This window comes from Acidovorax sp. GW458-11-26-14-TSB4, from assembly GCF_059423865.1.
Genome location: NZ_JBWKYR010000036.1, coordinates 12,854 through 35,695, shown reverse-complemented (window position 1 = coordinate 35,695; position 22,842 = coordinate 12,854). Strand labels below are relative to the sequence as shown.

21 protein-coding genes are annotated in these 22,842 nt (G+C 66.3%); 15 read left to right on the top strand and 6 right to left on the bottom strand.

The features are described from left to right. The 6 genes from AC07X5_RS31355 to AC07X5_RS31330 all read left to right on the top strand — a co-directional run. On the top strand, positions 1 to 227 hold a 227-nt coding region (locus AC07X5_RS31355), incomplete at its 5' end, for a hypothetical protein (protein WP_494773344.1). Positions 228 to 270: 43 nt separating this feature from the next. After that, a complete protein-coding gene (locus AC07X5_RS31350) occupies positions 271 to 699 on the top strand; it encodes a DUF2939 domain-containing protein (RefSeq protein WP_494773345.1) in 429 nt (142 codons plus the stop codon). Beyond that, a complete protein-coding gene (locus tag AC07X5_RS31345) occupies positions 602 to 1,291 on the top strand; it encodes a TetR/AcrR family transcriptional regulator (protein WP_494773343.1) in 690 nt (229 codons plus the stop codon). Before AC07X5_RS31350 ends, AC07X5_RS31345 begins: the two co-directional genes overlap by 98 nt. A gap of 53 nt (positions 1,292 to 1,344) precedes the next feature. Next, positions 1,345 to 2,556 carry an efflux RND transporter periplasmic adaptor subunit gene (locus AC07X5_RS31340; protein ID WP_494773342.1) on the top strand — a complete coding sequence of 404 codons (1,212 nt, stop codon included), beginning with the start codon at positions 1,345 to 1,347 and terminating at the stop codon, positions 2,554 to 2,556. A gap of 14 nt (positions 2,557 to 2,570) precedes the next feature. Next, entirely contained in the window at positions 2,571 to 4,565 is a 1,995-nt protein-coding gene (locus AC07X5_RS31335; protein ID WP_494773341.1) for a MacB family efflux pump subunit, read from the top strand. Between the two features lie 5 nt (positions 4,566 to 4,570). Then, the gene (locus AC07X5_RS31330; protein ID WP_494773340.1) at positions 4,571 to 6,001 is read left to right on the top strand and encodes an efflux transporter outer membrane subunit; all 1,431 of its coding nucleotides are present in this window, start codon (positions 4,571 to 4,573) and stop codon (positions 5,999 to 6,001) included. A gap of 208 nt (positions 6,002 to 6,209) precedes the next feature. Here AC07X5_RS31330 and AC07X5_RS31325 read toward each other — a convergent pair whose 3' ends face one another. Continuing rightward, entirely contained in the window at positions 6,210 to 7,832 is a 1,623-nt protein-coding gene (locus AC07X5_RS31325) for a PAS domain-containing protein (RefSeq protein WP_494773339.1), read from the bottom strand. Between the two features lie 681 nt (positions 7,833 to 8,513). Between AC07X5_RS31325 and AC07X5_RS31320 the strand changes: the two genes are divergently transcribed. From AC07X5_RS31320 to AC07X5_RS31285, 8 genes are all read left to right on the top strand, one after another. Then, positions 8,514 to 8,858 (top strand): hypothetical protein, encoded by a 345-nt coding sequence (locus AC07X5_RS31320; RefSeq protein ID WP_494773338.1) that lies wholly within the window; start codon positions 8,514 to 8,516, stop codon positions 8,856 to 8,858. Positions 8,859 to 9,443: 585 nt separating this feature from the next. After that, entirely contained in the window at positions 9,444 to 10,898 is a 1,455-nt protein-coding gene (locus AC07X5_RS31315; protein WP_494773337.1) for an aminotransferase-like domain-containing protein, read from the top strand. A gap of 168 nt (positions 10,899 to 11,066) precedes the next feature. Next, positions 11,067 to 13,904 (top strand): EAL domain-containing protein, encoded by a 2,838-nt coding sequence (locus tag AC07X5_RS31310; RefSeq protein WP_494773336.1) that lies wholly within the window; start codon positions 11,067 to 11,069, stop codon positions 13,902 to 13,904. Then, positions 13,901 to 14,032 carry a hypothetical protein gene (locus tag AC07X5_RS31305; RefSeq protein ID WP_322592617.1) on the top strand — a complete coding sequence of 44 codons (132 nt, stop codon included), beginning with the start codon at positions 13,901 to 13,903 and terminating at the stop codon, positions 14,030 to 14,032. Before AC07X5_RS31310 ends, AC07X5_RS31305 begins: the two co-directional genes overlap by 4 nt. Further along, positions 14,029 to 14,880: an HDOD domain-containing protein gene (locus AC07X5_RS31300; protein ID WP_494773335.1), complete on the top strand. Its 852-nt coding sequence runs from the start codon at positions 14,029 to 14,031 to the stop codon at positions 14,878 to 14,880. The genes AC07X5_RS31305 and AC07X5_RS31300 overlap by 4 nt, the downstream gene beginning before the upstream one ends. A 9-nt stretch (positions 14,881 to 14,889) precedes the next feature. After that, the gene (locus AC07X5_RS31295) at positions 14,890 to 15,786 is read left to right on the top strand and encodes an ATP-binding protein (RefSeq protein WP_494773334.1); all 897 of its coding nucleotides are present in this window, start codon (positions 14,890 to 14,892) and stop codon (positions 15,784 to 15,786) included. Beyond that, positions 15,783 to 17,063 (top strand): response regulator c-di-GMP phosphodiesterase, NosR family, encoded by a 1,281-nt coding sequence (gene nosR, locus AC07X5_RS31290; protein ID WP_494773333.1) that lies wholly within the window; start codon positions 15,783 to 15,785, stop codon positions 17,061 to 17,063. The genes AC07X5_RS31295 and nosR overlap by 4 nt, the downstream gene beginning before the upstream one ends. Before the next feature lie 11 nt (positions 17,064 to 17,074). Next, a complete protein-coding gene (locus AC07X5_RS31285) occupies positions 17,075 to 17,590 on the top strand; it encodes a response regulator (RefSeq protein WP_494773332.1) in 516 nt (171 codons plus the stop codon). 1,031 nt (positions 17,591 to 18,621) lie between these two features. On the opposite strand, the gene AC07X5_RS31280 is transcribed toward AC07X5_RS31285, so the two are convergent. Further along, positions 18,622 to 19,029 carry a GFA family protein gene (locus AC07X5_RS31280; protein WP_494773331.1) on the bottom strand — a complete coding sequence of 136 codons (408 nt, stop codon included), beginning with the start codon at positions 19,027 to 19,029 and terminating at the stop codon, positions 18,622 to 18,624. A 288-nt stretch (positions 19,030 to 19,317) separates the two neighbouring features. On the opposite strand from AC07X5_RS31280, the gene AC07X5_RS31275 reads away from it, so the two are divergent. Continuing rightward, positions 19,318 to 19,665, top strand: a complete 348-nt coding sequence (locus tag AC07X5_RS31275; protein WP_409958430.1) for a hypothetical protein — start codon at positions 19,318 to 19,320, stop codon at positions 19,663 to 19,665. Positions 19,666 to 19,682: 17 nt separating this feature from the next. Here AC07X5_RS31275 and AC07X5_RS31270 read toward each other — a convergent pair whose 3' ends face one another. The 4 genes from AC07X5_RS31270 to AC07X5_RS31255 all read right to left on the bottom strand — a co-directional run bounded on the left by AC07X5_RS31270 (position 19,683) and on the right by AC07X5_RS31255 (position 22,738). Continuing rightward, a complete protein-coding gene (locus tag AC07X5_RS31270) occupies positions 19,683 to 20,048 on the bottom strand; it encodes a hypothetical protein (RefSeq protein ID WP_409958428.1) in 366 nt (121 codons plus the stop codon). 135 nt (positions 20,049 to 20,183) lie between these two features. Then, a complete protein-coding gene (locus tag AC07X5_RS31265) occupies positions 20,184 to 20,393 on the bottom strand; it encodes a DUF3606 domain-containing protein (RefSeq protein WP_409958426.1) in 210 nt (69 codons plus the stop codon). 151 nt (positions 20,394 to 20,544) lie between these two features. Beyond that, positions 20,545 to 20,952 (bottom strand): DUF1428 domain-containing protein, encoded by a 408-nt coding sequence (locus tag AC07X5_RS31260; protein WP_409958424.1) that lies wholly within the window; start codon positions 20,950 to 20,952, stop codon positions 20,545 to 20,547. A 712-nt stretch (positions 20,953 to 21,664) separates the two neighbouring features. Then, positions 21,665 to 22,738, bottom strand: coding sequence for a metallophosphoesterase (locus tag AC07X5_RS31255; RefSeq protein ID WP_494773330.1), 1,074 nt, complete (start codon positions 22,736 to 22,738; stop codon positions 21,665 to 21,667). Between the last annotated feature and the right edge of the window lie 104 nt (positions 22,739 to 22,842).

Below are 22,842 nucleotides of genomic sequence, written 5' to 3'. Positions count from 1 at the left end.
GCCTTCTCTTTGGTGACTTTCTCTTGGCGGCCCAAGAGAAAGTTACTGCGCCGCCGGGCGCACATCCCGGCCTCCGCACTCAGCAAAGGCATGCCGCTGAAACGAGCCCGACACTCAACGGGGCCGGTGCAAGCACTATAAAAAAAACAGTAAACCCCAAACCCCATCACACGTTGAAGCCAGGAACCAACAACAACCAACCACAGAGAGAGGGACGAAAACCATGACCCCAACGACAGTCTCGGCACCACCAAAAAACAAGAAAAGCCCCTGCCCCTCGCAGCAGCAGCCATCGCCATAGCAGCCGGCGCCACGCTCTATGCCTCGCCCTACTGGGCGCTCCACTCCCTGTCCAACGCCGTGCGCGAAAAAGACCCCGCCAGGGTCTCCGAGTTCGTGGACTTCGTTCTGCTGCGCGACTCGGTCAAGGAGCTGCTGACGTGGCCATCAACGGCACGCTGCTGGACAAGCCCGGGGCCGACTGACGGCCCGGGGGGGTTGGCACGGCAGGCGGGCCATCCCCCTTTCGCGCCTCCACCACCCCTCGGCTTGCATGGCCTTGCTTTGGATATGTCATTCGCTGCCATTAAAATGGCAGCAAATGACAAACTCCAGATCCGAGACATCCCGCCTCGCCGTCGCCCGGGCAGCCGCGCGCCTGTTTGCCGACCAGGGCGTGGCCGCCACCAGCGGCAGTGACATTGCCGCCGCGGCCGGCATTTCGGAGCGCACCGTGTGGCGCTACTTCCGCAACAAGGAGAGCTGTGTGGCGCCCCTGTTCGCGCAGACCTGGCAGCGCTTTGCGCGCGAGCTGCGCTGCTGGCCGCACCAACTGCCGCTGGAGGCCCACCTGGCCGACCAGTTCGCGCTGGACAGGCACACTGGCGAGGAGATCGCCGATATGCTGCTGGTGGTGCGCCTGATTGCCGCGCTGCCCGACGAGCCCGACCTGCGCTCCATCTGGCTGCATTCGTACCATGATGGCGAGGAAGAGATGGCGGCCCTCATCGGCGACCGGCTGGGCCTCTCGCACCATGATTTCGAAGTGCGCCTGTGCGCTGCCGCCGTGATGGGCGCAGTGCGCACGGTGGACGAGACCATCAGCCGCGCCGCGGTGCGCGACGGCCAGGCTTTCACCACCGAGCAGGTGGCCGCGCAGATGGCGCGCTCCATCCGCGCGGTAAGCAACCTGCCGTTCTGCGACCCGGTGGCGCCCCGGCACTTTGGCGATGCACCGCCTGCCGCCGCCACAACCTACGCCACCACACCCCGCAAGCGCAGCACGCGCTGACCCCTCTTCCACGGACCATCTGACTGACTGATTGACCGACTGATTGACCGACCATGCCCCTTTCCAAGAAAACACCCCTGCGCATCGGCCTTGCCGTCCTGGCGCTGGCCGCTGCAGCTGCCCTCGTGAAGTGGCAGCTCTTCCCTGCCAAGCCGGCCAACAACTTCATCACCGCCACGGCCGCCACCGGTGACCTGGAGGACACGGTCCTGGCCAGCGGCACGCTGCAGGCCTTCAAGCAGGTGAGCGTGGGCGCGCAGGTGTCGGGGCAGATCAAGTCGCTGAAAGTCGCGCTGGGCGACAACGTCAAGGCCGGCCAACTGGTGGCCGAGATCGACTCCATGACGCAGCAGAACACGGTGCGCAATTCCGAAGCCGCGCTGGCCACGGCGCAGGCCAACCTGCGCGCGCGCCAGGCCTCGCTGTCGCAGGTGGAGCTGGCTTACAAGCGCCAGCAGCAACTGCGTGCGGCCGACGCCGGCCCCCAGGCCGACCTGGAGGCGGCCGAGGCCACCTACCGCACCACGCTGGCCGACATCGACGCCCTGAAGGCGCAGATGCAGCAGGCCGCCATCGCCGCCGACACGGCCAAGGTGAACCTGGGCTACACGCGCATCGTCGCGCCCATCGACGGCCAGGTGGTGGCCCTGGTCGCGCAGGAGGGGCAGACCGTCAACGCCAACCAGGCCGCGCCCACCATCATCAAGCTGGCCAAGGTGGACACCATGACCGTGAAGGCCCAGATCTCCGAGGCCGACGTGACCCGCGTCAAGCCCGGGCAGAAGGTGTACTTCACCATCCTGGGCGAGCCCGACCAGCGCTACCAGGCCACGCTGCGCGCGGTGGAGCCCGCGCCCGACTCCATCGCCACCGAGTCGTCCCTCTCCAGTGCCGCCGCCACCAGCAACGCCACGGCCACCGCCATCTACTACAACGGTTTGTTCGACGCGCCCAACCCCGAGGGCAAGCTGCGCATCTCCATGACGGCCCAGGTCTACATCGTGCGGGCCGAGGCCAAGGGCGTGGTCACCATCCCCTCGGCCGCGCTGGGCGCGCGCAATGCCGATGGCACCTACCCCGTGCGCGTGGTCGATGCCGCCGGCAACGCCGCGCCGCGGCAGGTGAAGGTGGGGCTCAACAACAACGTCAACGCCCAGATCACCGAGGGCCTGGCCGCCGGTGAGAAGGTGGTGCTGGGCGACGCCGCCACGGCCCCATCGGCCACCAACCCGGGCCGCATGCGCGGCGGCCCGCCACGGCAGTGAGCGGGGGCGCACCGATGGCACCACGCGACCCGAACCTGGGCCAGGCCACCACACCCCTGCTCGACATCCGCGGCGTGACCCGCGAGTTCCCGGCCGGCGACCAGGTGCTGGCCGTGCTCAAGGATGTGAACCTCTCCATCCACGCCGGCGAGATGGTGGCCATCGTCGGGCAGTCGGGCTCGGGCAAGTCCACGCTGATGAACATCCTGGGCTGCCTGGACTCGCCCACGCGCGGCAGCTACCGCGTGGAGGGGCGCGAGACCGGGCAGCTCTCGCCCGACGAACTGGCCGAACTGCGGCGCGAGCACTTCGGCTTCATCTTCCAGCGCTACCACCTGCTGTCGGACCTCACGGCCCAGGGCAATGTGGAGGTGCCTGCCGTGTACGCCGGGCGCACGCGCACGCAGCGGCACGAGCGCTCGGCCGCGCTGCTTGCGCGCCTGGGGCTGGATGAACGCATGCACCACACGCCGGGCAAACTCTCGGGCGGGCAGCAGCAGCGCGTGTCCATTGCCCGCGCGCTGATGAATGGCGGCCGCGTGATCCTGGCCGACGAGCCCACCGGCGCGCTGGACACGCATTCCGGCGCCGAGGTGATGAAGATCCTTGAAGAGCTGCATGCCGAGGGCCACACCGTCATCATCGTCACGCACGACATGGGCGTGGCCGCGCACGCCCAGCGCGTGATCGAGATCCGCGACGGCGCCATCGTGGGCGACACGCGGCGCGAAGGCGCGGCCGGCGCCACCACGGCAGCGCCCCGCCCCGCCAGCCGCGCGCCCACGGGGCTCTTCGCGCGCATGTCGGCCTTTGGCGACCGCTTCCGCGAGGCCTTCCACATGGCTTTGCTGGCCATGAACGCGCACCGGCTGCGCACCTTCCTCACCATGCTGGGCATCGTCATCGGCATCGCCTCGGTGGTGTCGGTGGTGGCGCTGGGCGCGGGTACGCAGAAAAAAGTGCTGGCCGACATCAGCGCCATCGGCACCAACACCATCGAAGTGTTCTCGGGCTCGGGCTTCGGCGACGTGCGCTCGGCCGCCGTGCGCACCCTGGTGCCGGCCGATGCCGACGCCCTGGCCGCCCAGCCGTATGTGGACAGCGTCACGCCCAACCTCAACGCCGTGGCGCGCTTGCGCTGGCGCAACGTGGAGCTCACCGGCACCGTCAACGGCGTGGGCGCGCAGTACTTCCGCGTCAAGGCGGTCAAGCTCGCACAGGGCACGGTGTTCGACGCCACTGCCGTACAGGAGCGCCAGCAGGTCGCGGTGATCGACGACAACACCCGCGCCAAGCTCTTCCCCAACGTGGCCAACCCCGTGGGCGAGGTGGTGCTGCTGGGCAGCGTGCCCGTGCGCGTGATCGGCGTGGCCGCCAAGAGCGAGAACGCCTTCGGCAACAGCGAGGCGCTGAACGTGTGGGTGCCCTACACCACGGCCATGGGCCGCATCGTGGGGCAGAACTACCTGCGCAGCATCACGGTGCGCGTGGCCGACACCGCACCCATGGCAGCGGCCGAGCAAGGCATCAACCAGCTGCTCAAATCACGCCACGGCCGTGAGGACTTCTACGTCCTCAACACCGACAGCATCCGCCAGACCATCGAGACCACCACGCAGACCCTCACCCTGCTGGTCGCCGCCATCGCCGTCATCTCGCTCATGGTGGGCGGCATCGGGGTGATGAACATCATGCTCGTCTCCGTCACCGAGCGCACCCGCGAGATCGGCGTGCGCATGGCCGTGGGCGCGCGCCAGGGCGACATACAGCAGCAGTTCCTCATCGAGGCAGTGCTGGTGTGCCTGCTGGGCGGCGCCCTGGGCATCGCCATCGCACTCGGCCTGGGCGCGCTGGTCACCAGCCTGGCGCCGGTGGTGCCGCTGGCCTTTTCCACCAGCTCCATGGTGTGGGCGTTCGCCTGCTCCACGCTGATCGGCGTGGTCTTCGGCTTTTTGCCGGCGCGCAGCGCGGCGCGGCTGAACCCGATTGACGCGCTCGCCCGCGACTGATGAACATGAAGGACCGATTTCACGTGACCGCCAAGCACCCATCCTTCACTCTGCTGGCGCTGGCCCTGCTGCTGGCCGGCTGCGCCAGCACACGCACCGCCTACCAGCCACCCGATGCCACCGTGCCTGCCGCGTGGGAGCAGCAACAGGCCGCAACGGCGGCCACCGCCCAGATCCCCGAGCAGTGGTGGCGCCAGTTCGGCGACTCCGCGCTCACCCAGGTGGTCGAGACCGCCCTGGCCCGCAACAACGACCTGGCCGCCGCCGCGCTGCGCGTGCGCCAGGCGCAGCTGCAGGCCGGCATCGCGGCCACGGCGCTGGCGCCCACCGTGGCGGGCCGCCTGTCCAGCAGCGCATCGCGCCGGCTCGAAGGCGGTGACGGCAACCCCACCGCGCGCAGCAGCGGCGCATCGCTGTCGGCCAGCTACGAGGTGGACCTGTGGGGCCGCGTGGCCAGCACGCGCGATGCGGCCGAGTGGACGGCCCGCGCCACCGCTGAAGACCGCGAGGCCGCCGCCCAGGCCCTGGCCGGCACCGCGGCGGGCCTGTACTGGCAACTGGCCAATCTGAACCAGCGCACGGCCAGCAGCAACGACAGCCTGGCCTATGCCCTGCGCACGCAGCAACTGGTGCGCGCGCAGTACGACGCGGGCTCCGTATCGGCCCTGGAGCTGCGCGAGGCCGAGCAGACCGTCGCCAGCCAGCGCGCCACCCTGGCCCAGCTCGAGCAGCAGCGCGTGGAGACCCGCAACGCCATCGCCGTGCTCATGAACGCGCCGCCCGGTGCCGCCACGCTGGCCCAGGTGCTGCCTGCCGAGCCCGAGCGCCTGCCCGAAGCCGCACTGCCCCCTGTGGACGCCGGTGCCCCCGCCGCGCTGCTGGCGCGCCGCCCCGACCTGCGCGCTGCCGAAGCCCGCCTGCGCAACGTGCTGGCCACCGGCGACGCCACCCGCGCCAGCTACTACCCCGCGCTCAGCCTCACGGGCGAGCTCGGCACGTCGAGCGGCTCACTGCTTCGCCTGCTCTCCAACCCCGTGGCCACCCTGGGCGCAGGCCTCACCCTGCCCTTTTTGCGCGCGCAGGAGATGAAGCTCTCGGGCCAACTCGCCGCCGCCCAGTACGAAGAGGCCGTCACCAACTTCCGCCAAACCCTGTACACCGCGTTCGCCGACGTGGAAAACGCCTTGTCGGCCCGCACCCAGTTGCTGCGCCAGGGCGAGCAACTGGCCCTGCAACTAACCGCCGCCCGCGAGGCCGAGCGCCTGTACGAGGTGCGCTACCGCGCAGGATCAACCGGCCTGCGCACCTGGCTGGACGCGCAGGAACGCAGGCGTGCGGCCGAGCTGGCGGTGCAGGAGAACCGGCTGGCTCAATTGAATGCGCTGGCAGTGGTGTACCGGGTGCTGGGGGGCGGGGTGGTGCCGGGCCAAGTCTGATAAGGTGCACACCTTGCTGCGCACGGGCGCCTTGCATCCAGCCCCCAGGCCGGGCAACGCGATCCCGAAATTAGGGTTAACAGGCCCTAGACTTCCGGTATCGGCCAAGAGCTGCCATTTAGGGAGTGAAAAGTCGACGGCCGCTTCAGGCGGAACTGAGCCATTCGGTGATGGCGGCGTCCAATCGTTGCGACGTCTCTGACACCTTTTATTGAAACACGCACACGCCCGATGACTGGCTTTTGGCCTGGTACATTGCGGTGTCTGCGGCGCGCAGGTAGTCGTCCACCGTCGCCAGCCTGGATGCACTGCTGACAAGTCCAATACTCGCGCCACTGATCACGGTGTGTTCGCCGACCACATAAGGCGCTGCGAGGGCGGCGGCGATCTCTTGGGCGCGGTTGCTGGCTTCAGCGGGATCAATGGACTCCAACAGCACATTGAATTCGTCGCCACTCATGCGGGCGACCAGATCAACCGCCCGCACACAGGATTCGAGCCGCCGCGCCACCTGCTGCAACAGCCGGTCGCCCACATGATGCCCGTATTTGTCATTGACGGCTTTGAACCCGTTGAGATCCAGCAGCAGCACGGCGAACATGGTGGTTCCATCGCGTGTTGGCACGCCATCACCATTCGCAGCCTCGTTCTGGTGCAGCGCCATGAGATTCGCGAGGCGATCACGGAACAACGGCCGGCCGGGCAAGCTGGTCAGCGCATCGTAGGAACTGCCACGGTCAGCCAGATCGCTCAACGAGCCCGCCATGCGCACCGCAACGCCGTCTTCAAACTCGGCGAGCCCGCGCCAATTGACCCACACCAGCCGTCCAGCCGCGTGGAACGCGCGGAAATCCACCGAAAAGTTCGGGCTGTTCCCCGCCAGATGCCTGCGGTAGGCCGCCTGCACGCGCACGCGATCTTCGGGATCGATGAGTTGCTCCAGAAAGCTCCAGCCACCGTCGTGTACATGATCGCCGCTACCCAGCCCAACGATCTGGTGAAAGCGCCCGGACACATGCAGGGCGTCAGTTCGCAAGTCCCAGTACCAGATGCCGTCATTGGATCCGAGGGTCGCCAGCGAATAGCGGTTTTCGGAGCGCAACAACTCAAGTTCGGTGTTCTTCTGCTGGGTGACGTCGATCATCAGGCCGATCATGCGGTTCGGCCGCCCCGGCTCGACCACTGCACGGCACAGATCGCGCACCCACACGACCTTGCCGGATTTTGCAATCAGCCGATAACTCATCTCGTAGGCATAGCTGTGCGTCGCGTTGTAGGCGGCATCATCGATAAGCAGGGCCTGCGCTAGATCATCGGGATGCACATGCGCCCGCCAAAAGCCCGGGTCAGCCCGCCACTCCTCCACGGAGTAACCGAACAACCGTTCGACCTGCGGGCTCAGGAAAGTATTGCCCACGCCGATTTCAGCTTCCCAAACTACGCCATCAATGGTTTCCAGTAAGCGCAAAAAGCGCTGGCGAATCTCCACCAGCACTTGCTCGGTGACCTCGGTGATCTCGATCAGGACACCCTGGCGGCTGATCACCCGCTGCGCCGCATCCGTCTCCGGGTGGAGTTCCAGACGCACCCAGCGATAGTCCGCGTCGGCAAATCGCAGCCGGAACACCGGCATGCCCGAGCGCATGGTGCCGATGTCGCCGGGATGCACAAATTCAAGCAGAGACCTGCCGAGCGCTGCGTCCACCGGATGGCCGGTGAGCGTTGTCCACGCCGGATTCAGGTAAGTGATCTCCCACAGCGCATCGGTCTGCACCACCGCCTCGGGCAGCAGTTGCAGTAGTTTTGCGGACGGCGTGAGGGTGGTAGGCATGCAGGGCTGTCGCAGAAAGGGGGTCAGGTGAAGCCAACGGACAGGAAAATCAACCGCACCAGATCAAGTATGGCAGGGGTTTTGGGCAGGCTTGTACCATAAGCCACTGACGAGTCGTTAGGGGCAAGTCATGATCGAAGCAGTTGCTCAGCCCGTCGAACCTGAATGACTGCAATCAACGTTGGGCGACTGCTTTTCTTTGGCTGCCACCGACCGCTGCGGGTCGAAACCGTCAGTCTAAGTTGCTGAGAAGCGGTCGGTTGCGCGGTACCAGTGGGGTCGCGAAACGATATGGCAGCAGTACCTTCTCCAGCGCCACTCGGGCCGGGAAAGTCGAAGCACCCAACAGTCGCTTCGCCGCATTCAGCGCGAGCACAAGCGAAGCCGGCGACTGACTTCAGACGCTGCACAGCGGGCCCAAGGCTAGCTGAAGCGAAGTCAGCTTTGGGCCCGTGACTGCCGCTGATACGATGGCAGCCATCGGCCAGCAGCCCTCATCCAGAGACTTCGCGCGCAGTCGGATGGCTGCGTTGGCGTGAACATCCGTGCCGCCCAGAACTCAAGAGACACGTGCTTGGGTATCGGGGATGCCTTCGGCTACTGGGTTGGTTGACGGAGAGCAGGTCTGGGAACTACCGAGCACCGTTCAGAGTTTGAGCTGCTGCACATAGCCATGATTGTGTGAATCTCGAACTGCATCGTGCCGTCTGCCAGTTGCTGTTTGGTCAGTTCGCCATTGAGAACCCGAAATTTTCCCGTGGTCCCGCATCCCCCATCGGAATCCCATCGACCGCGGCCGCTGATTGCGTCACCACACCAACCAAGTATGCCGATGGCATGATTGCCGCTGGAATCTTTCTGGGAAAATTTAGCAATAAGCCGCTCTCGATCCAGTGTCACATCGACAGCTACCGGGCAAGAATTCGTTTCAGCCCCAATGCAGGAAATCGAAAGTTCGCCCGACTGAGCAAGAACAGGCATGCACAGCGCAAAAGTGGCAAAGACTTGCTTCATAAATTCTCCTGAAGTGGAAACTTTCGCCAAATTCGCTGCATATGTGGGCGCCAGCAACTCAATCCTTGCGCTTGAGCCCTGTTCCTTTGCGGGCGAGCCTGAGCTATCGCCGTTGGCATTCGTGCTGTTGGCAGCGATGCTTCTCCAGGGCAATCTTATCCCGCTCTCAAGCCGATGCCGGGGTGTGAAATCACGCGGTTTTGCGCTATCTACGACGGCTCTCTTCATGGTTGCTCTGGGGCAAGAGCGAACTGCAGCTTTGGGCCCAAAGCCGACTTTTCGCCGCTAACTTATGTAGCCGCGTTGCAGCGGTTGCAGCTATTCAGAGACTTGTTCCGGGCATCTCAGAACTATCTGGACATTGGGGTCGCTGCGCCAAGGGGACTGCACAGCCATTCGTCCAGCCCCATGGCACGTTCGGTTTAAGCCGTCCAATGAACATACCGTGGCCTCGACTTGGACTTGGCCGCCCACCTTCATCAGGCCGTTACGGGTCACGCGGTACTGTCCCGACGCTTGCATCGCTCTGCAGAAGGCCTAAACTGCAAGAACGCCATACCCCCAGCCGGCAGTCGACCGAGGCGCGGTGCCAACACCATGCCCAATCGCCCGAACGCTGCGTCCACCAGGTACGAACTTCTGGCCCGAGAACTCGAGCAGCAGATTGATCGTGGAGTTCTCCGTCCGGGAGACCGCCTGCCTTCCGTGCGCCAGACCTGTTCCAGCCGCGGCTTGAGCCCGAGTACGGTGTTCCAGGCCTATTACCTGCTCGAATCCCGTGGCCTGGTCCGGGCAGCACCACGGTCGGGCTACTTTGTCGCCGCCCGCGCCAGCGGCACGTTGCTGCCGGAGCCAACAACGTCGCAGCCGCAATCCGGATCGCAGCCTGTCGAGATCAATGACCTGATCTTCGCGTGCCTGGGCACTGCGCGGATGCGCAATATCGTGCCGTTGGGTTCTGCGTTCCTGAGCCCGACCCTGTTTCCGCTCGATCAGCTGCGCCGAGCGCTCATCTCCAGCATGCGGCGGGTCGACCCTTGGCGCATGGTCGAAGACCTGCCACCGGGCAATCTGCAGCTCAAGCGCGAGATTGCAAAACGCTATCTGCGCCAGGGCTTTGCTGTGGCCACCGACGAGATCGTGCTCACCCATGGCGCGATGGAGGCACTCAATCTGTGCCTCAACGCGGTTGCGCGGCCAGGCGACGCGGTGGTGGTCGAGTCCCCGACGTTCTACGTGGCGCTGCAGGCGCTGCAGCGTCTGGGCCTGCGCGCCATCGAAGTGCCGACCCACGTGCGCGAGGGCATTGATCTCGGTCGTCTGGCGCAGGTGATCGAACTCCACCGCCCGAAAGCCTGCTGGCTGATGACGACCTTCCAGAACCCTCTGGGCAGCCTGATGCCAGAAGCGAAGAAGCGTGACCTCGTCGATCTGCTTGCCCGGCACGATGTGCCGTTGATCGAGGACGACGTCTACTCGGAGCTCTACGAAGGCAAGGTGGCGCCGCTGCCGGCCAAGGCCTTCGACCGCCGTGGACTGGTGCTGCACTGCTCGTCGTTCTCCAAGTGCCTGGCTCCGGGTTACCGCGTCGGCTGGGCCACGCCTGGCAGGTTCACGCGCGAAGTCGAGAAGCTGAAGCTGACGACGAGCCTGTCTGGGTCCATTCCGGTGCAGGCGGCGCTGGCAGCATACCTCCAGGAAGGTGGTTATGACCGCCACCTGCGAAGCCTGCGCCTATCGCTGCAGGCGCAGCGCGACAGCGTATTCGACGCCGTGACCCGGTCCTTTCCAGACGGAACCCGGGTCGTACGGCCGGCTGGCGGATACTTTGTGTGGGTCGAGTTGCCCACCGGGGTGGATGCAATGGCCCTGCACGCGGCCGCACTGGCACAGCAGATCAGCCTGGCCCCGGGGCCGATGTTCTCGGCGCAAGCGGAGTTTCAGCACCATATCCGGTTGACCTGCGGGCAGCCCTGGAGCGAGACGCTGGAGCGCGCCATGCGTACGCTGGCAAGGCTGATTGACGACGCTCCGCGCGACGCTGCCGCCTAGCGACTGTCGATCTGATCCGGTCGTCCAGGCCAGCAACTGCACATGCCGCAGGCGGGGCTTGCCTGACAAACTGGCTGCATGTCAAAAGAGCAATCCCTCCCAGGTGCACCGCACCACGATGCCGCGCTGGCTCTCCTGGCGGCAAGCCCCTCGCCAGCGGGCCCGCAGATGACGCTGCACGAGGTGATGGATCGGTTGGGCCCGTCCATCTTCGCCGGGCTGCTCGACGTCGATGGCGTGCTGCGCTATGCCAACCAAGCGGCATTGCGGGCCATAGGCAGTGCGCCCGAGCAAGTGCTCGGCCAGCGATTCGACACCACCCCGTGGTGGCAAGGCTGCGAGGTATCGCGGCAGAGGCTGCAGCAGGCGCTGGCCAGCGCATTGCGCGGCGAGACCTCGCGCTTTGACATACGGGTGGTCACGAGCAGCGGCGACACCTTGTCCATGGACTTCTCGCTGCTGCCGCTCTACGACCTGGAGGGTCGGGTGGTCTGGCTGATCCCCTCTGCGCGCGACGTAAGCGAGCGCGAGCAGGCGCAGCACCAGTTGCTGCTGACCCGCCATGCCGTTGAACAGGCCAACGACGCGCTGCTTCAGATCGGGCCCGACGGTGCCTTTCACGATGCCAACGCGGCCGCTTGCCGGCTGCTGGGCCTGGAGCGTGCTGAGCTGCTGCGGCTGCGGGTGCCAGACATCGCCCCCCAGGTCGACGAGGCGCAGTGGCCTCAGCGCTGGCGTGAACTGTGCGAATGTGGCTCCTTGCGGTTCGAGACCCGCTTGCGCCACCATGAGGGCTATGAGATTCCGGTCGATGTCTCCGCCAGCCTGGTGACGAGCGGTGACACGTCCTTCGGCCATGTGTGCATCGACGACCTGCGCGAACGCCGTGCCGCCGAACGACGTATCCGGCAACTGCTGCTGTTCGATGAACTGACCGGTTTGCCAAACCGCCAACTGCTCTCCGAGCGCCTGGGCGCGACCCTGCAGGCCGGCGCCCAGACAGCCGTGCTGGTGCTGGAGCTCGACCGCTTCAAGCGCATCAACGACGGTCTTGGCCTGCACATCGGCGACGCGGCGCTGCGCGAAGTGGCACAGCGCATCGTCGCTGGTGTGCGCAGCGTCGATCTGGTGGCGCGCCGCGGCGGTGATGAGTTCGTGATCGTGCTGGTGGGCACTTCGGCAGAGGCCTTGCTCACGGCGCAAGCGCTGCTCGACGGTATTGCGCGACCGATGACGATCGAGGGGCAGGAGATCCACCTGACCTGCAGCATCGGCATCGCAGCGGCACCTGCCGATGGCGACAGCGCCGAGACCCTGTTGCGACGCGCCAATGCAGCGCTGCACCAGGCCAGGTTGTTGGGCCGCAACCAGATCAGCGTGTATGCCGGCGCGCCGCAGGACGACGACCCCCAACGGCTGGCGCTGGAGACCGCGCTGCGCCAGGCGCTGCGCGACGAGCAGCTTGAACTGCACTACCAGCCGCAGGTCGACCTGGTGCAAGGCCGCATCGTCGGCGTCGAGGCCTTGCTGCGCTGGCAGCACCCCACAATGGGCCATATCGCGCCGGATCGCTTCATCCCGATCGCCGAAGAGACCGGATTGATCGTCGCCATCGGCGACTGGGTGCTGCGCCGCGCCATCGAGCAGGCTGCGGCCTGGCAGCGTGCCGGGCTGCCACCGCTGCGCATGGCGGCCAATCTGTCGGCGCGCCAACTGGTGCAGCCGGACCTGGCGCGGCGCATCGAAGGCTTGCTCGCTGCAAGCGGCCTGGACCCGCGGCTGTTCGGCGTCGAGGTCACCGAGAGCATACTGATCAACAACTTCGATCAGGCGGTGCAACACCTGCAGGCGCTGCGCGCGCTGGGTGTCGAGGTCTCGCTCGACGACTTCGGCACCGGCTACTCGAGCCTGAGCTACCTGCGCCGGCTGCCCGTCGATGTGGTCAAGATCGACCGCTCGCTGGTGCCAGACGTCACCGCTCCCGCAGAAGATGTATCGATCACGCGCGCCATCATCACGATGGCCCACCAGCTGCAGATGAAGGTGCTCGCCGAAGGTGTCGAAAGTGAAGGCCAGGCGGCCCTGCTTGCGGCCAATCAATGCGACCAGATGCAGGGCTATTGGTTCAGCGCTGCACTGCCGGCTGCAGCGGTCGAAGCCATGCTGCGCGATGGACGGCAGATCGACACGGCACTTTTTGGCCGACGTTCGCGGCAGCGCACCTTGCTGCTGGTCGACGACGAAGAGAACGTTCTTGCGGCGCTGCGTCGGATGCTGCGCGCCGAAGGCTGGCTGGTTCTCAGCGCAACCAGTGCCGAGCAGGCGCTGCAGCTGATGGCGCGGCACGAGATCGACGTGATCCTGTCCGACCAGCGCATGCCTGGCATGACCGGCGTTGAGCTGCTGCGCCGGGCCAGGCAGCTGTACCCGGAGACGATACGGCTGGTGCTGTCGGGCTACACCGAGCTGCAGTCGATCACCGACGCCATCAACGAGGGGGCGATCTACAAGTTTCTCGCCAAGCCCTGGGACGACGCAGAGCTGCGTGCCCACCTGCGAGAGGCCTTCACGTTGAAAGAGATGGCCGACCAGAACCGCCGTCTCGACCGGGAGGTACAGACCGCCAACCGAGACCTGGCCGAGCTGAACCAGCGGCTGCAGACGATGCTGAGTGCACAGTGCGAGCAGAACCAGCGCGAGGTCGGCAGCCGGGAGGCAGCGCAGGAACTGCTGGACGCCTTGCCGGTGCCTGCGGTGGGCGTCGACGACGAAGGCCTGCTGGTATTCGCCAATGCGCCGGCCCTGGCGCTGTGCAGGCTGCGTGAGGGGTTTCTCGGTGGGGCTGCGATCGAGTACCTGCCACCCAACCTGCTGCGGGCTCTGGACGGTGAATCCATCCTGGTCACACTGGCCGGCCGCCGCTGGTGGGCCATGAGCCGGAATTTGACTGGCAATGCGCGCGGCCGCCTGTTGGTGCTGTTGCCGCAAGCAGGAGCCTTGAAATGACCCTCGCAGCGACCCCCGACACACCACCGGTGGTGCCAACGCACCTGTTTCGCCACAGCCTGCGTGACGGGCGCGTGCATCCGCTGCTGCACCTCGTGCAGCGCTACCGCCAGGAGTTCAAGCAATGAGCACGCCTATCCAGCCGATCTCGCGGGACGATCTGCTCGCCGCGCTGCGCGATCTTCCCCCGCTGCCTTCGGTGGTGCTCGAACTGGTCGAGTCGCTCGGCTACGAGGAACTCAGCGCCACGCAGTACGCAGCGAAGATTTCGCGCGACCAGGCGCTGGCCGCCAAGATACTGCGGCTGGCCAACTCGTCGTTCTACGGTCGCGGCCGGCAGGTTCGCTCGGTGCCCGAGGCAATCACCCTGCTGGGCCTGCGCACGGTACGCGGCGCGGTCACTGCCGCGGGCCTTGCCGGCAGCTTCCGGCACCATCCCGGCTTCGACCAGACCACTTTCTGGCGCCACTCGCTCGGCAGTGCATTGTGTGCGCAGGCGCTGGCCTGTGAACTGCGGCGCGACGACGCGGATGTCGCGTTCACGGTCGGGCTGCTGCACGACATCGGCCGGCTGGCGCTGGCCAACGCGTTTGCGCCGGCCTATGCCGAAGTCGAGCGATGGCGGCATGACAGGGATTGCACCGTTGGTGATGCCGAGCACGCCGTGCTCGGTATCGATCACGCCGAGATCGGCGGGCTGATCGCGCGGCAATGGAATTTCGCGCCCGCCATCGTCGATGCCATCAGCCAACATCACGTACCGCCCGCCGCCGAAGAGCTCACGCTGACGGGCATCGCGCATGTGGGCGATGCCATCGCTCACGCCCTTGGTCTGGCCGGCGATGCCGACGAGGCGGTGCCGGCGTTGGCGCTGCCGGTCTGGACCGCCTGTGGTCTGGACGACGCGGCGTGCATGCGGGTGTTTGCGCACGCCGAAGCGCAGTTCGAAACCGTCTGCCAGGCGCTGTTTCACTGAAGGAAAACCATGTCTGATTCCGAACTCATCGCGTTGCAGCGCGCCAACCAGGAGCTGCGTTCTCTGAACGAAAGCCTGCGCAGCGCGCAGAACCAGTTGCTGCAGTCCGAACGACTGGCGTCGATCGGGCAGCTCGCCGCCGGCGTGGCACACGAAATCAACAACCCGATCGGCTACGTATTCTCGAACTTCGGCACGCTCGAAGCCTATCTGCAGCGCCTGTTCGAGATGCTCGAAGCCTATGAGCAGGCCGAATCGGCGCTGGCCAGCAGCGCCATCGCAACGCGGCTTGCGGCCTTGCGTGAGCGGGTCGAACTCGACTATCTGAAGCAGGACATCCCCATGCTGATGGGCGAGTCGAAAGAAGGCCTGTCGCGCGTGCGCAAGATCGTCCAGGACCTGAAGGACTTCTCGCGTGTCGATACCCACCAGGAGTGGGTGTGGGCCTCACTGCACCAGGGCATCGACTCGACGCTGAACATCGTTGCCAACGAAATCAAGTACCGTGCCGATGTCCGCCGCGAGTATGGCGCCTTGCCCGACATCGAATGCCTGCCGTCGGAGTTGAACCAGGTGTTTCTGAATCTGCTCGTGAATGCAGCCCATGCGTTCGGCCCGGAACGCGGTCTCATCGTCGTACGCAGCGGCGACGCCGGGGACGAGGTATGGGTCGAGGTCGAGGACAACGGCTGCGGCATCGCCCCCGATCACCTGGCGCGTGTCTTCGACCCCTTCTTCACCACCAAGCCGGTGGGCCGCGGCACCGGCCTGGGCCTGTCGCTGGCCTACGGCATCGTGCAAAAGCACCATGGCCGCATCGACGTGCGCAGCGAACCGGGCCGCGGCTCGTGCTTTCGCGTCACGCTGCCGGTGCGGCGCCCGGGCAGTGAAGGAGGTGCGGAATGAGCGTCGCCACCCCGACCTGGACGGTGCTTGCCGTCGACGACGAGCCCAACATCCTGGCCGCGCTGCGGCGGCTGTTCCGCGCGACGGGCTGGCGCATCCTGACGGCCGGGAGTGCGCAAGAGGCGCTGGCCTTGCTCGCCCTTGAGCCCGTCAACGCCGTACTGTCGGACATGCGGATGCCTGGCATGGACGGCGTGCAGCTGCTCGAACAGGTCCGCCTGGGGTGGCCGCATGTCGCACGGCTGCTGCTGACAGGCCAGGCCGATCTGGGCTCGACCATCGCCGCCATCAACCGCGGTTGGTTGCACCGCTACATCACCAAACCCTGGAACGACGACGAACTGGTGCTGACAATGAGCCAGGTCGCACAGATCCAGCAACTGGACGCCGACAAGCAGGCACTGGAGCGGCTGACGCAACAGCAAAACGAAGAGCTCAAGGCGCTGAACGAAGGGCTGGAGGCCCGCGTCGCCGTACGCACCGGTGAGCTGGCCACCGCCAACGACAAAGTCAAGCGCAACTACCTCACGTCCATCAAGGCCTTCACTGCGCTGATCGAGCTGCGTGGCAGCGCCCAGGTTGGACATGCGCGACAAGTCGCCGACCTGGCGCGGCGCATTGCGCGCGCGATGGCGCTGGATGCCGAGACCGCACACAATCTGGCGATTGCCGCGCTGTTGCACGACATCGGCCATATCGGTCTGAGCGACACCGTGCTGTCGCGACCGGTGGGGCGGCTCGACCGGGATGAACTGCGGCGCTACCAGCTGCATCCTGTTCTCGGAGAACAGGCCTTGCTGGCCAGCGACGACATGCAGGGCGTCGCACCGCTGATTCGCGCCCACCACGAGCGCTGGGATGGACAAGGCTTTCCCGATGGCCTGCGCGGCACCGCGATCCCAATTGGCGCCCGCATCCTGGCGGTGGCCGACACCTTTGAGGACCTGTGCAGCGGCCGCATCGACGGTCAGGTCCTGAGCCCGCTGGAAGCGCGCCGCGCGGTGATCGCCGGGCGTGGCAGCCGGTTCGACCCGGGTGTGGTCGATGCCTTCGCGGGACTGTTCGCGGCTGCGCCCCCCAAGCCGACCGTTGCGGCGCTGCGCCTGCCCACCGCGGAGCTGCGCCCCGGCCATACGCTGACACAGGATTTTGTGTCGCCGGAGGGTGTTCTGCTGCTGTCGGTCGGCCAGCGGCTGACCGAGGATCTCATCGGCCGCATCCGTGCCTTCGAAATCAAACATGGCCTGTCGCTGACGCTGGCCGTGCAATTGCCCTAGGAGGTGACCCCATGAAGCGTTTGCTGATCATCGATGACGAAGCGCCGGTGCTGCACGCCTTGCGCCGTTTGCTGCAGTTGCATTTCAAGCCGCAGCAGCTCAGCGTGGAAATTTTCTCCGATCCGTTGCTCGCACTGCAACGCCTGCAGCAGCAGCGTTTCGACGTGCTGATCAGCGACTACCGCATGCCTCAGCTGGACGGAGTGACACTGCTCGCCCACGCCAGGGACCTCGACCCTCGCGCAGTGCGCATGATGCTCAGCGCCGCTGCCGACTTCGCCACCGTGCTGGCCGCAGTGAATCGTGCGGGGGTCTTCCGCTACATCCCGAAGCCTTGGAGCGAACAGCAGTTGGTGGCTGACCTGCATGCCGCGCTGGCGTTCGACCCTTGCGCGACACCGAGCGCATACGAACTGGAGCGCAGACGGCTTGAAGCGCTGGAGCCGGGCATCACGCAGGTCGATTGGGGTCCGAACGGCGAGGTGCTGATGCCTGGCGATCTGTTGACGCGACCTGGCGAGTTATAAGTCCGCCTCAGAGCAGCCGCCGCAACTCCATTGCCGAACTGGTTCGCAGCGGCGTTGACGCCTGGGCGAGGTCGGCGTTCTTTGTCAGCGCAGAATTCTCCGGATGACTGGTTTTGGCCGAGGCTGTGTGAAAACGCGTGTCGGGCTCTCGGTTTGAAGGTCCGCCCAGAAATCGACCGCTCAGATCGGCCTACAACGCACGATCTCGATGCGAGCAAGGGTTGAAGCACCCCGGCAAAATTCGTCTATCGACGTTTCACACAGCCTCGGCCGATACCGGAAGTCTAGCCCGACACCCCGAGTATTTCTCAGCGATGGCCAAGCCGGAATTTGATCGCCGCACAGGCGTCGCCGTCGCCGCCGTCGCGCTGGCAATTCGGCGCTGGCTTGGTCGCCGATTTTCACAGCATGGCCATGCATTGCCCAGACGAAAAAAGCCCGCCCCGAAGGGCGGGCAACAGATAGGCGCAAGTGCCCGCAACAGCAACGCCTGCCCGTGCCAGGCCTGCCCGCCTGGCGCCGCACATGAACATACGGCGCTTTTACTATCCCCTGTGGATCGCGATCCCGCTGTAGGAGTGCGAGCCCCTTGGCTGGGCCATGGGCCCATATCACCGCGAGTCCATCGTCCTACAAGCGGCGGCAACCACTGTGCTGCCGCGAACTTTCAGGAACCACGCGGGTAGGGTCGCGGGGCCCGAGAACCCGCAGGGGCGCACGCTCAGCGCAGCAAACCGCCCTGCTGGCAGGGTGCGGCGCGACCACATCGGCCGCGTGGGGGTTGACCAACGGCCTGCGCCATGAACTGCTGGCCCAGGGCACACAGGTGCTGTGGATGCACATGGCTTTGTGGACACCGACCGGACCACAGGGCTCGACATTCCCAAGCAGACCCCCGAGGCCGTGGTGAAGGCGGCTCTCGACGCCCTGGAGGCAGTCGCCAGCGAGGTCATGGCGGACGATTTCACCCGGTCTGTAAAGGTCAGCCTGTCTGCCATCCCCGGGAGCTGCATGCCGCGGGGCTGACCGATTTACGGCTGGCCGGTATGGGCCTCCAGGTCCTGCGGCAACTGCACCCAGGGCAGGCGCCGCTGTGTCCAGATCTGCCGCTGGGGCGTGCCCAGCCCGTGCCGCTGGCGAATCGCCCCGGTGCGCAGCGAATAGGCCGTGGGCGACTCCACCGCGCAGGCGTACAGCGGCGTGCCGCAGTGCTCGCAGAAGGCCATCAGCCGCCGGACGCCGCTGTCGGCGGTCTTGACGTAGGTGCGTGGCGTGCCCTTCACCAGCCGAAACGTGGCTGCTGGCGCGGAGATGTTGGCGCGAAAGGCCGAACCGGAGTGGACTTGGCAGTCCGTGCAGTGGCAGATGGTCATGCTGCCCGGCTGGACTTCGGCTTCGTACGCGATGGCGCCGCAATGGCATTGTCCTTGGACCTGCATGGGGGCTCTCCTGGCAAGGGTCGTTGTCAAGCGGGCCATTGTGCCCAGAGTGGGACACCCCTGCATGCAACAGCCGCCGCTTGGTTCCCCGCCAATTCGCCAGAAGAAGCCGGTTTACACCGCCTTTCATGCGCCAATGGCGCTGGCCCGATGGGCGGAAAATACCAGGGTCCGTCTGCGTACCAGCCATTGCCAGCCCGCCAACCGTACGCCGACCATGGTTTGTGTTGTGAACGACGCAAGCTCACACTGCGGGCCCCCACCGATACCCCTGTTGGAACCATGCCCGTGCGCCGCCTTGCCCTGATCCTTGCCTTCATCCTGTGGAACGCCCTGGGCGCTGCCGCCCATGCCGGCGACCGGTGCCGGGGCGATTGCCAGGGCGCAGGGCTGGCGGTGCTGGTCCTGATGCCCCTGCCCCTCATCCTGGCCTACTTCTGGGGCCGCAGGACGGACGGACCCGACCTGGGCCAGATCCTGGCCTATGTCATCCAGGGCGGCGTCATCGGCCTCTGCGCAGCGTACGCGCTGCTGGGCCTGGGTGCGCCGCGCTGGGCCGCATGGATGGCGATCTGCATCGCCGAATATGCAATCTTCGCGATGCGCATCCATCCCCGGCGGCATGTGAAAACCTGACATTGCCGCCTGGCTGGTCAGCGGTCAGGTCCACCCTCCAGCAGCCGACGCTCCAGCGCGGCCTCCAACTGGCCCAGCGCCAGGGGCGCCGCATCGCGGCTGCCTTCGACCCAGGCGACTTCGCGTTCGCAATCTACCCGTGCCGCCAGGCCGGGGCGCGGCTGGTCACCCGGGTACTTGCGCAGAAACATGCGCACCTCGCTGCCGGTCCAGGTGGATCCATCGACGGACCAGGACGACGCGAACGGCTGGAACAGCACCCGGCCACTGGCGGTGTGGCGCAGTTGCGGCGTGTACACCCAATGGGAATTGCGTGCCTCCCAGGGCTCGACCTGGAGCTCGAAGCGTCCGTCTGCCGAGGCCGATTGGTGTTCGTAGGCCATGGGGCGTTGTCCTTGTGTTGCATGCCAGGGGCCGATTCTGGCCGATGGCCCCCTGCGCAGGCTTGGACGTGCCCGAAGAGTGGCCGCCTCTGGCGGACACACCGAGGCGCGAAGCGCCTCAGGGGGTGTTTCACTTCATGCGGCTGCGGCCACCCACTGCCACGGCCCCTTGCCGCCGTACAGGTAGTTGCGCACGGCCTGAGCAGAGTTGCCGACGGCGGACATGGCCTCCAGGAGGTCGGCCTCCGAGCAGTCTAGCGACTTCATCCATTCGGACAGACCGCTCTCCTGCGTGACGATGATGAGGTGCGAATCACCGAGGACGGTTTTCTGACGGCTTGGCATGGCAGCTCCTTGGTTCGGGGAGGGGGTGACCATCACGTGGCTGGTGATGCATGGTCTCAAAGGCAGCGGCCCGGCATCGTAGGAAAAGCACCCGTTCGGGCCACGGTCCCGAGCGCGGACAAAACAGACCGCTCCGTGCCGCCGTCTTCAATCATCCGGGCATGGGAATGAACCCGGCCGCCACCGCGCGGGCTCCGTCGAACACAGGCTCCTGCCCCTCGAACTGCATGCGCGGGTCGGCGGTGAAGCGCGCCATGCCGGCATCGCGGGCCGCCTTGTCGGCCCACTCCGCCCAGGAGACCACCACGGTCTCGCCCTCCCTGGCGCCGGCCGCTGCCCGAAAGCTTCCGTACTGCACGGGTTCACCGCCATCACCGCCGGCCCGCGCCGACTCGCCGTGGTAGCTCGCGGCCTCGGGCCCCGCCTCGTCGAGCCAGCAATCCATGGTGCGAAGGACGCCGTACTCCCGGAGCACCTGGGCCGAGAAGGCGGCCAGGCGCTCGTAGGCGGCCTTGTTGGCAAGGGGCACGGGGACCAGATAGCAGTCGATGTAGGTCATGGCATGGCGGCAGCGGCAGCGGCAGCGTGGTGAAAATCGCCAGCTTAGGGCGGTTCGCTGTGCCATGTGGTCAGGGATTGCAACGCTGTGTGCCGAGGGCGTTTCTCCTGCGTCTCGCTACTTCTTTTTCTGGATGCTTTTGCTGAGGGCGGAGGCCGGGTCTCGGCCCGGCAGCCGAGGTACTTGCACACACGCCACCCCAGCTTCTGCGCTTCTCGGCACGGTCAGAAGGGGGTGGATACCAATACGGGCCATTGCTTCGCTCGGCCCGATCTGCCTCGCTGCGCTTGGCCTGGGCAGGGCCGCCGCGCCAGTTGCGTCGGCAGCGCGCAGCGCGTAACCGACACCCGGCGCAGCTGCGAAAGCAGCAGCCGTGCGGTACCCGCTCCCCACCCCTTCTGGCTGCGCCGAGAAGCGCAGGAGCTGGGGTGGGTGCATGTGCCGAAGGACACATGCACTTCGTGCTCTAGCTTGCCGATGCTGTTTGAGCGGAGTTCGAAGAACGCAGCGAGTTCATCGGCACCACACCAGATCCGAGCATCGCAGGTTGCCCGCAGCGAAGCGGAGGGACGCAGACAGCAGGGCCGCCTTCTCTTTGGTGACTTTCTCTTGGCGGCCCAAGAGAAAGTTACTGCGCCGCCGGGCGCACATCCCGGCTCCCGCACTCAACCAAGACATGCAGCCACCACCGACACCAGCACCACCCCACACATCACCCCTTCCCCACCCCAAACCCCAGCGTCCCCTCCACCACCCCATCATCAAACTGCAACACCCGCTCCGGCCAGCGCAGCGCCGCCAGCTTGAAGTCGTGCCCCACCACCGTGCCCGCCTTGCGCTCGGCCCAGCGGCCGCCGGCGGAAAAATCCACGCAGAACACGTTGCCGCGCTGGCCGTGCCAGGCCAGCGGGTGGGTGTTGAAGAACAGATCGGCATCGCCCTTGCCCACCACGCTGCGGTCAATCTGGCGCACGCGGCGCCAGTAGTGGCCCACCACCACGGGCACCTCATCGGTGTAGGCATCCCACCAGGCCTGGCGCTGCGTGAAGCGCCAGCGCCCGCCCGCAAAGAAGGGCTCGCGCCCCGTGCTCTCCACACCCGAGGTCAGCACCTTGAGCGGGTTGAGCATCTGCTTGTTGGCCTCGTTCTCGGCATGCGCGTGCAGGAATGGCGGCTGGTGCAAATTGTTTTCCAGGCCGTGCAGCCATTGCTCCAGCTCCTGGGCCATGCGCTGCTCCAGCGCCGTCTCGCGCGCCTGCCGGCTGGCGGCGTATTCCCAGTGGTCGTACTCGCTGCGCACCGAGCCCAGGGGCAAGAGGCGTGCGGCCTCGATCTGCGCCTCCTGCCAGGCCGCATGCACCACGCGCAGGTCCGCGCGCTCCAGGGCGATCGGCAGCACCGACAGAAACTCGACGATGGAGCGGCGCTGGGCAGGCGTCGGTCGTGCCGTAGGGGCGTACTTGTCGTGGTCGCGCACCATGCGCGCGTCGAAGAACCAGCCCGATCCGTCCTTGGCATCCTCGCGCAGCAAATTGATCTCGTGGTTGCCCAGCACCGCCACCGCGCGCCCCGCCTGCACCAGGCGCTGCGCGAGGCCCAGCACGGCAGGGCTGTCCGGCCCGCGGTCGCAGAAATCGCCCACGAAGACCAGCGTGCGCCCATCGGCATGGTTACCCTCGGCGTCATAGCCCAGGTGGCCGAGCAACTGCACCAGCGCCTCGTACTCACCGTGGATGTCGCCCACAATGTCGAGCGGGCCGTCGGGCAGGGGTTGGATCAGGCTCATGGGGTGGTCAGCGCAAGGTGCAGTGCAGCAGGCATGGAGCCTCCAGCATACCCGGCCTGTGCCCCACCCCCGAGCCAGGCATGCACCGGGGCTTGACAAGCTGT

Excerpts from the sequence above, each read along its gene's own strand:
- AC07X5_RS31265 (WP_409958426.1), bottom strand. The coding sequence starts at position 20,393 with ATGCCAAGCCGTCAGAAAACCGTCCTCGGTGATTCGCACCTCATCATC.
- AC07X5_RS31315 (WP_494773337.1), top strand. The coding sequence starts at position 9,444 with ATGCCCAATCGCCCGAACGCTGCGTCCACCAGGTACGAACTTCTGGCC.
- AC07X5_RS31330 (WP_494773340.1), top strand. The coding sequence starts at position 4,571 with ATGAAGGACCGATTTCACGTGACCGCCAAGCACCCATCCTTCACTCTG.
- AC07X5_RS31305 (WP_322592617.1), top strand. The coding sequence starts at position 13,901 with ATGACCCTCGCAGCGACCCCCGACACACCACCGGTGGTGCCAACGCAC.
- AC07X5_RS31280 (WP_494773331.1), bottom strand. The coding sequence starts at position 19,029 with ATGCAGGTCCAAGGACAATGCCATTGCGGCGCCATCGCGTACGAAGCC.
- AC07X5_RS31345 (WP_494773343.1), top strand. The coding sequence starts at position 602 with ATGACAAACTCCAGATCCGAGACATCCCGCCTCGCCGTCGCCCGGGCA.
- AC07X5_RS31285 (WP_494773332.1), top strand. The coding sequence starts at position 17,075 with ATGAAGCGTTTGCTGATCATCGATGACGAAGCGCCGGTGCTGCACGCC.
- AC07X5_RS31295 (WP_494773334.1), top strand. The coding sequence starts at position 14,890 with ATGTCTGATTCCGAACTCATCGCGTTGCAGCGCGCCAACCAGGAGCTG.
- AC07X5_RS31340 (WP_494773342.1), top strand. The coding sequence starts at position 1,345 with ATGCCCCTTTCCAAGAAAACACCCCTGCGCATCGGCCTTGCCGTCCTG.
- AC07X5_RS31335 (WP_494773341.1), top strand. The coding sequence starts at position 2,571 with ATGGCACCACGCGACCCGAACCTGGGCCAGGCCACCACACCCCTGCTC.
- AC07X5_RS31260 (WP_409958424.1), bottom strand. The coding sequence starts at position 20,952 with ATGACCTACATCGACTGCTATCTGGTCCCCGTGCCCCTTGCCAACAAG.
- AC07X5_RS31310 (WP_494773336.1), top strand. The coding sequence starts at position 11,067 with ATGACGCTGCACGAGGTGATGGATCGGTTGGGCCCGTCCATCTTCGCC.
- AC07X5_RS31325 (WP_494773339.1), bottom strand. The coding sequence starts at position 7,832 with ATGCCTACCACCCTCACGCCGTCCGCAAAACTACTGCAACTGCTGCCC.
- AC07X5_RS31255 (WP_494773330.1), bottom strand. The coding sequence starts at position 22,738 with ATGAGCCTGATCCAACCCCTGCCCGACGGCCCGCTCGACATTGTGGGC.
- AC07X5_RS31300 (WP_494773335.1), top strand. The coding sequence starts at position 14,029 with ATGAGCACGCCTATCCAGCCGATCTCGCGGGACGATCTGCTCGCCGCG.
- nosR (WP_494773333.1), top strand. The coding sequence starts at position 15,783 with ATGAGCGTCGCCACCCCGACCTGGACGGTGCTTGCCGTCGACGACGAG.
- AC07X5_RS31270 (WP_409958428.1), bottom strand. The coding sequence starts at position 20,048 with ATGGCCTACGAACACCAATCGGCCTCGGCAGACGGACGCTTCGAGCTC.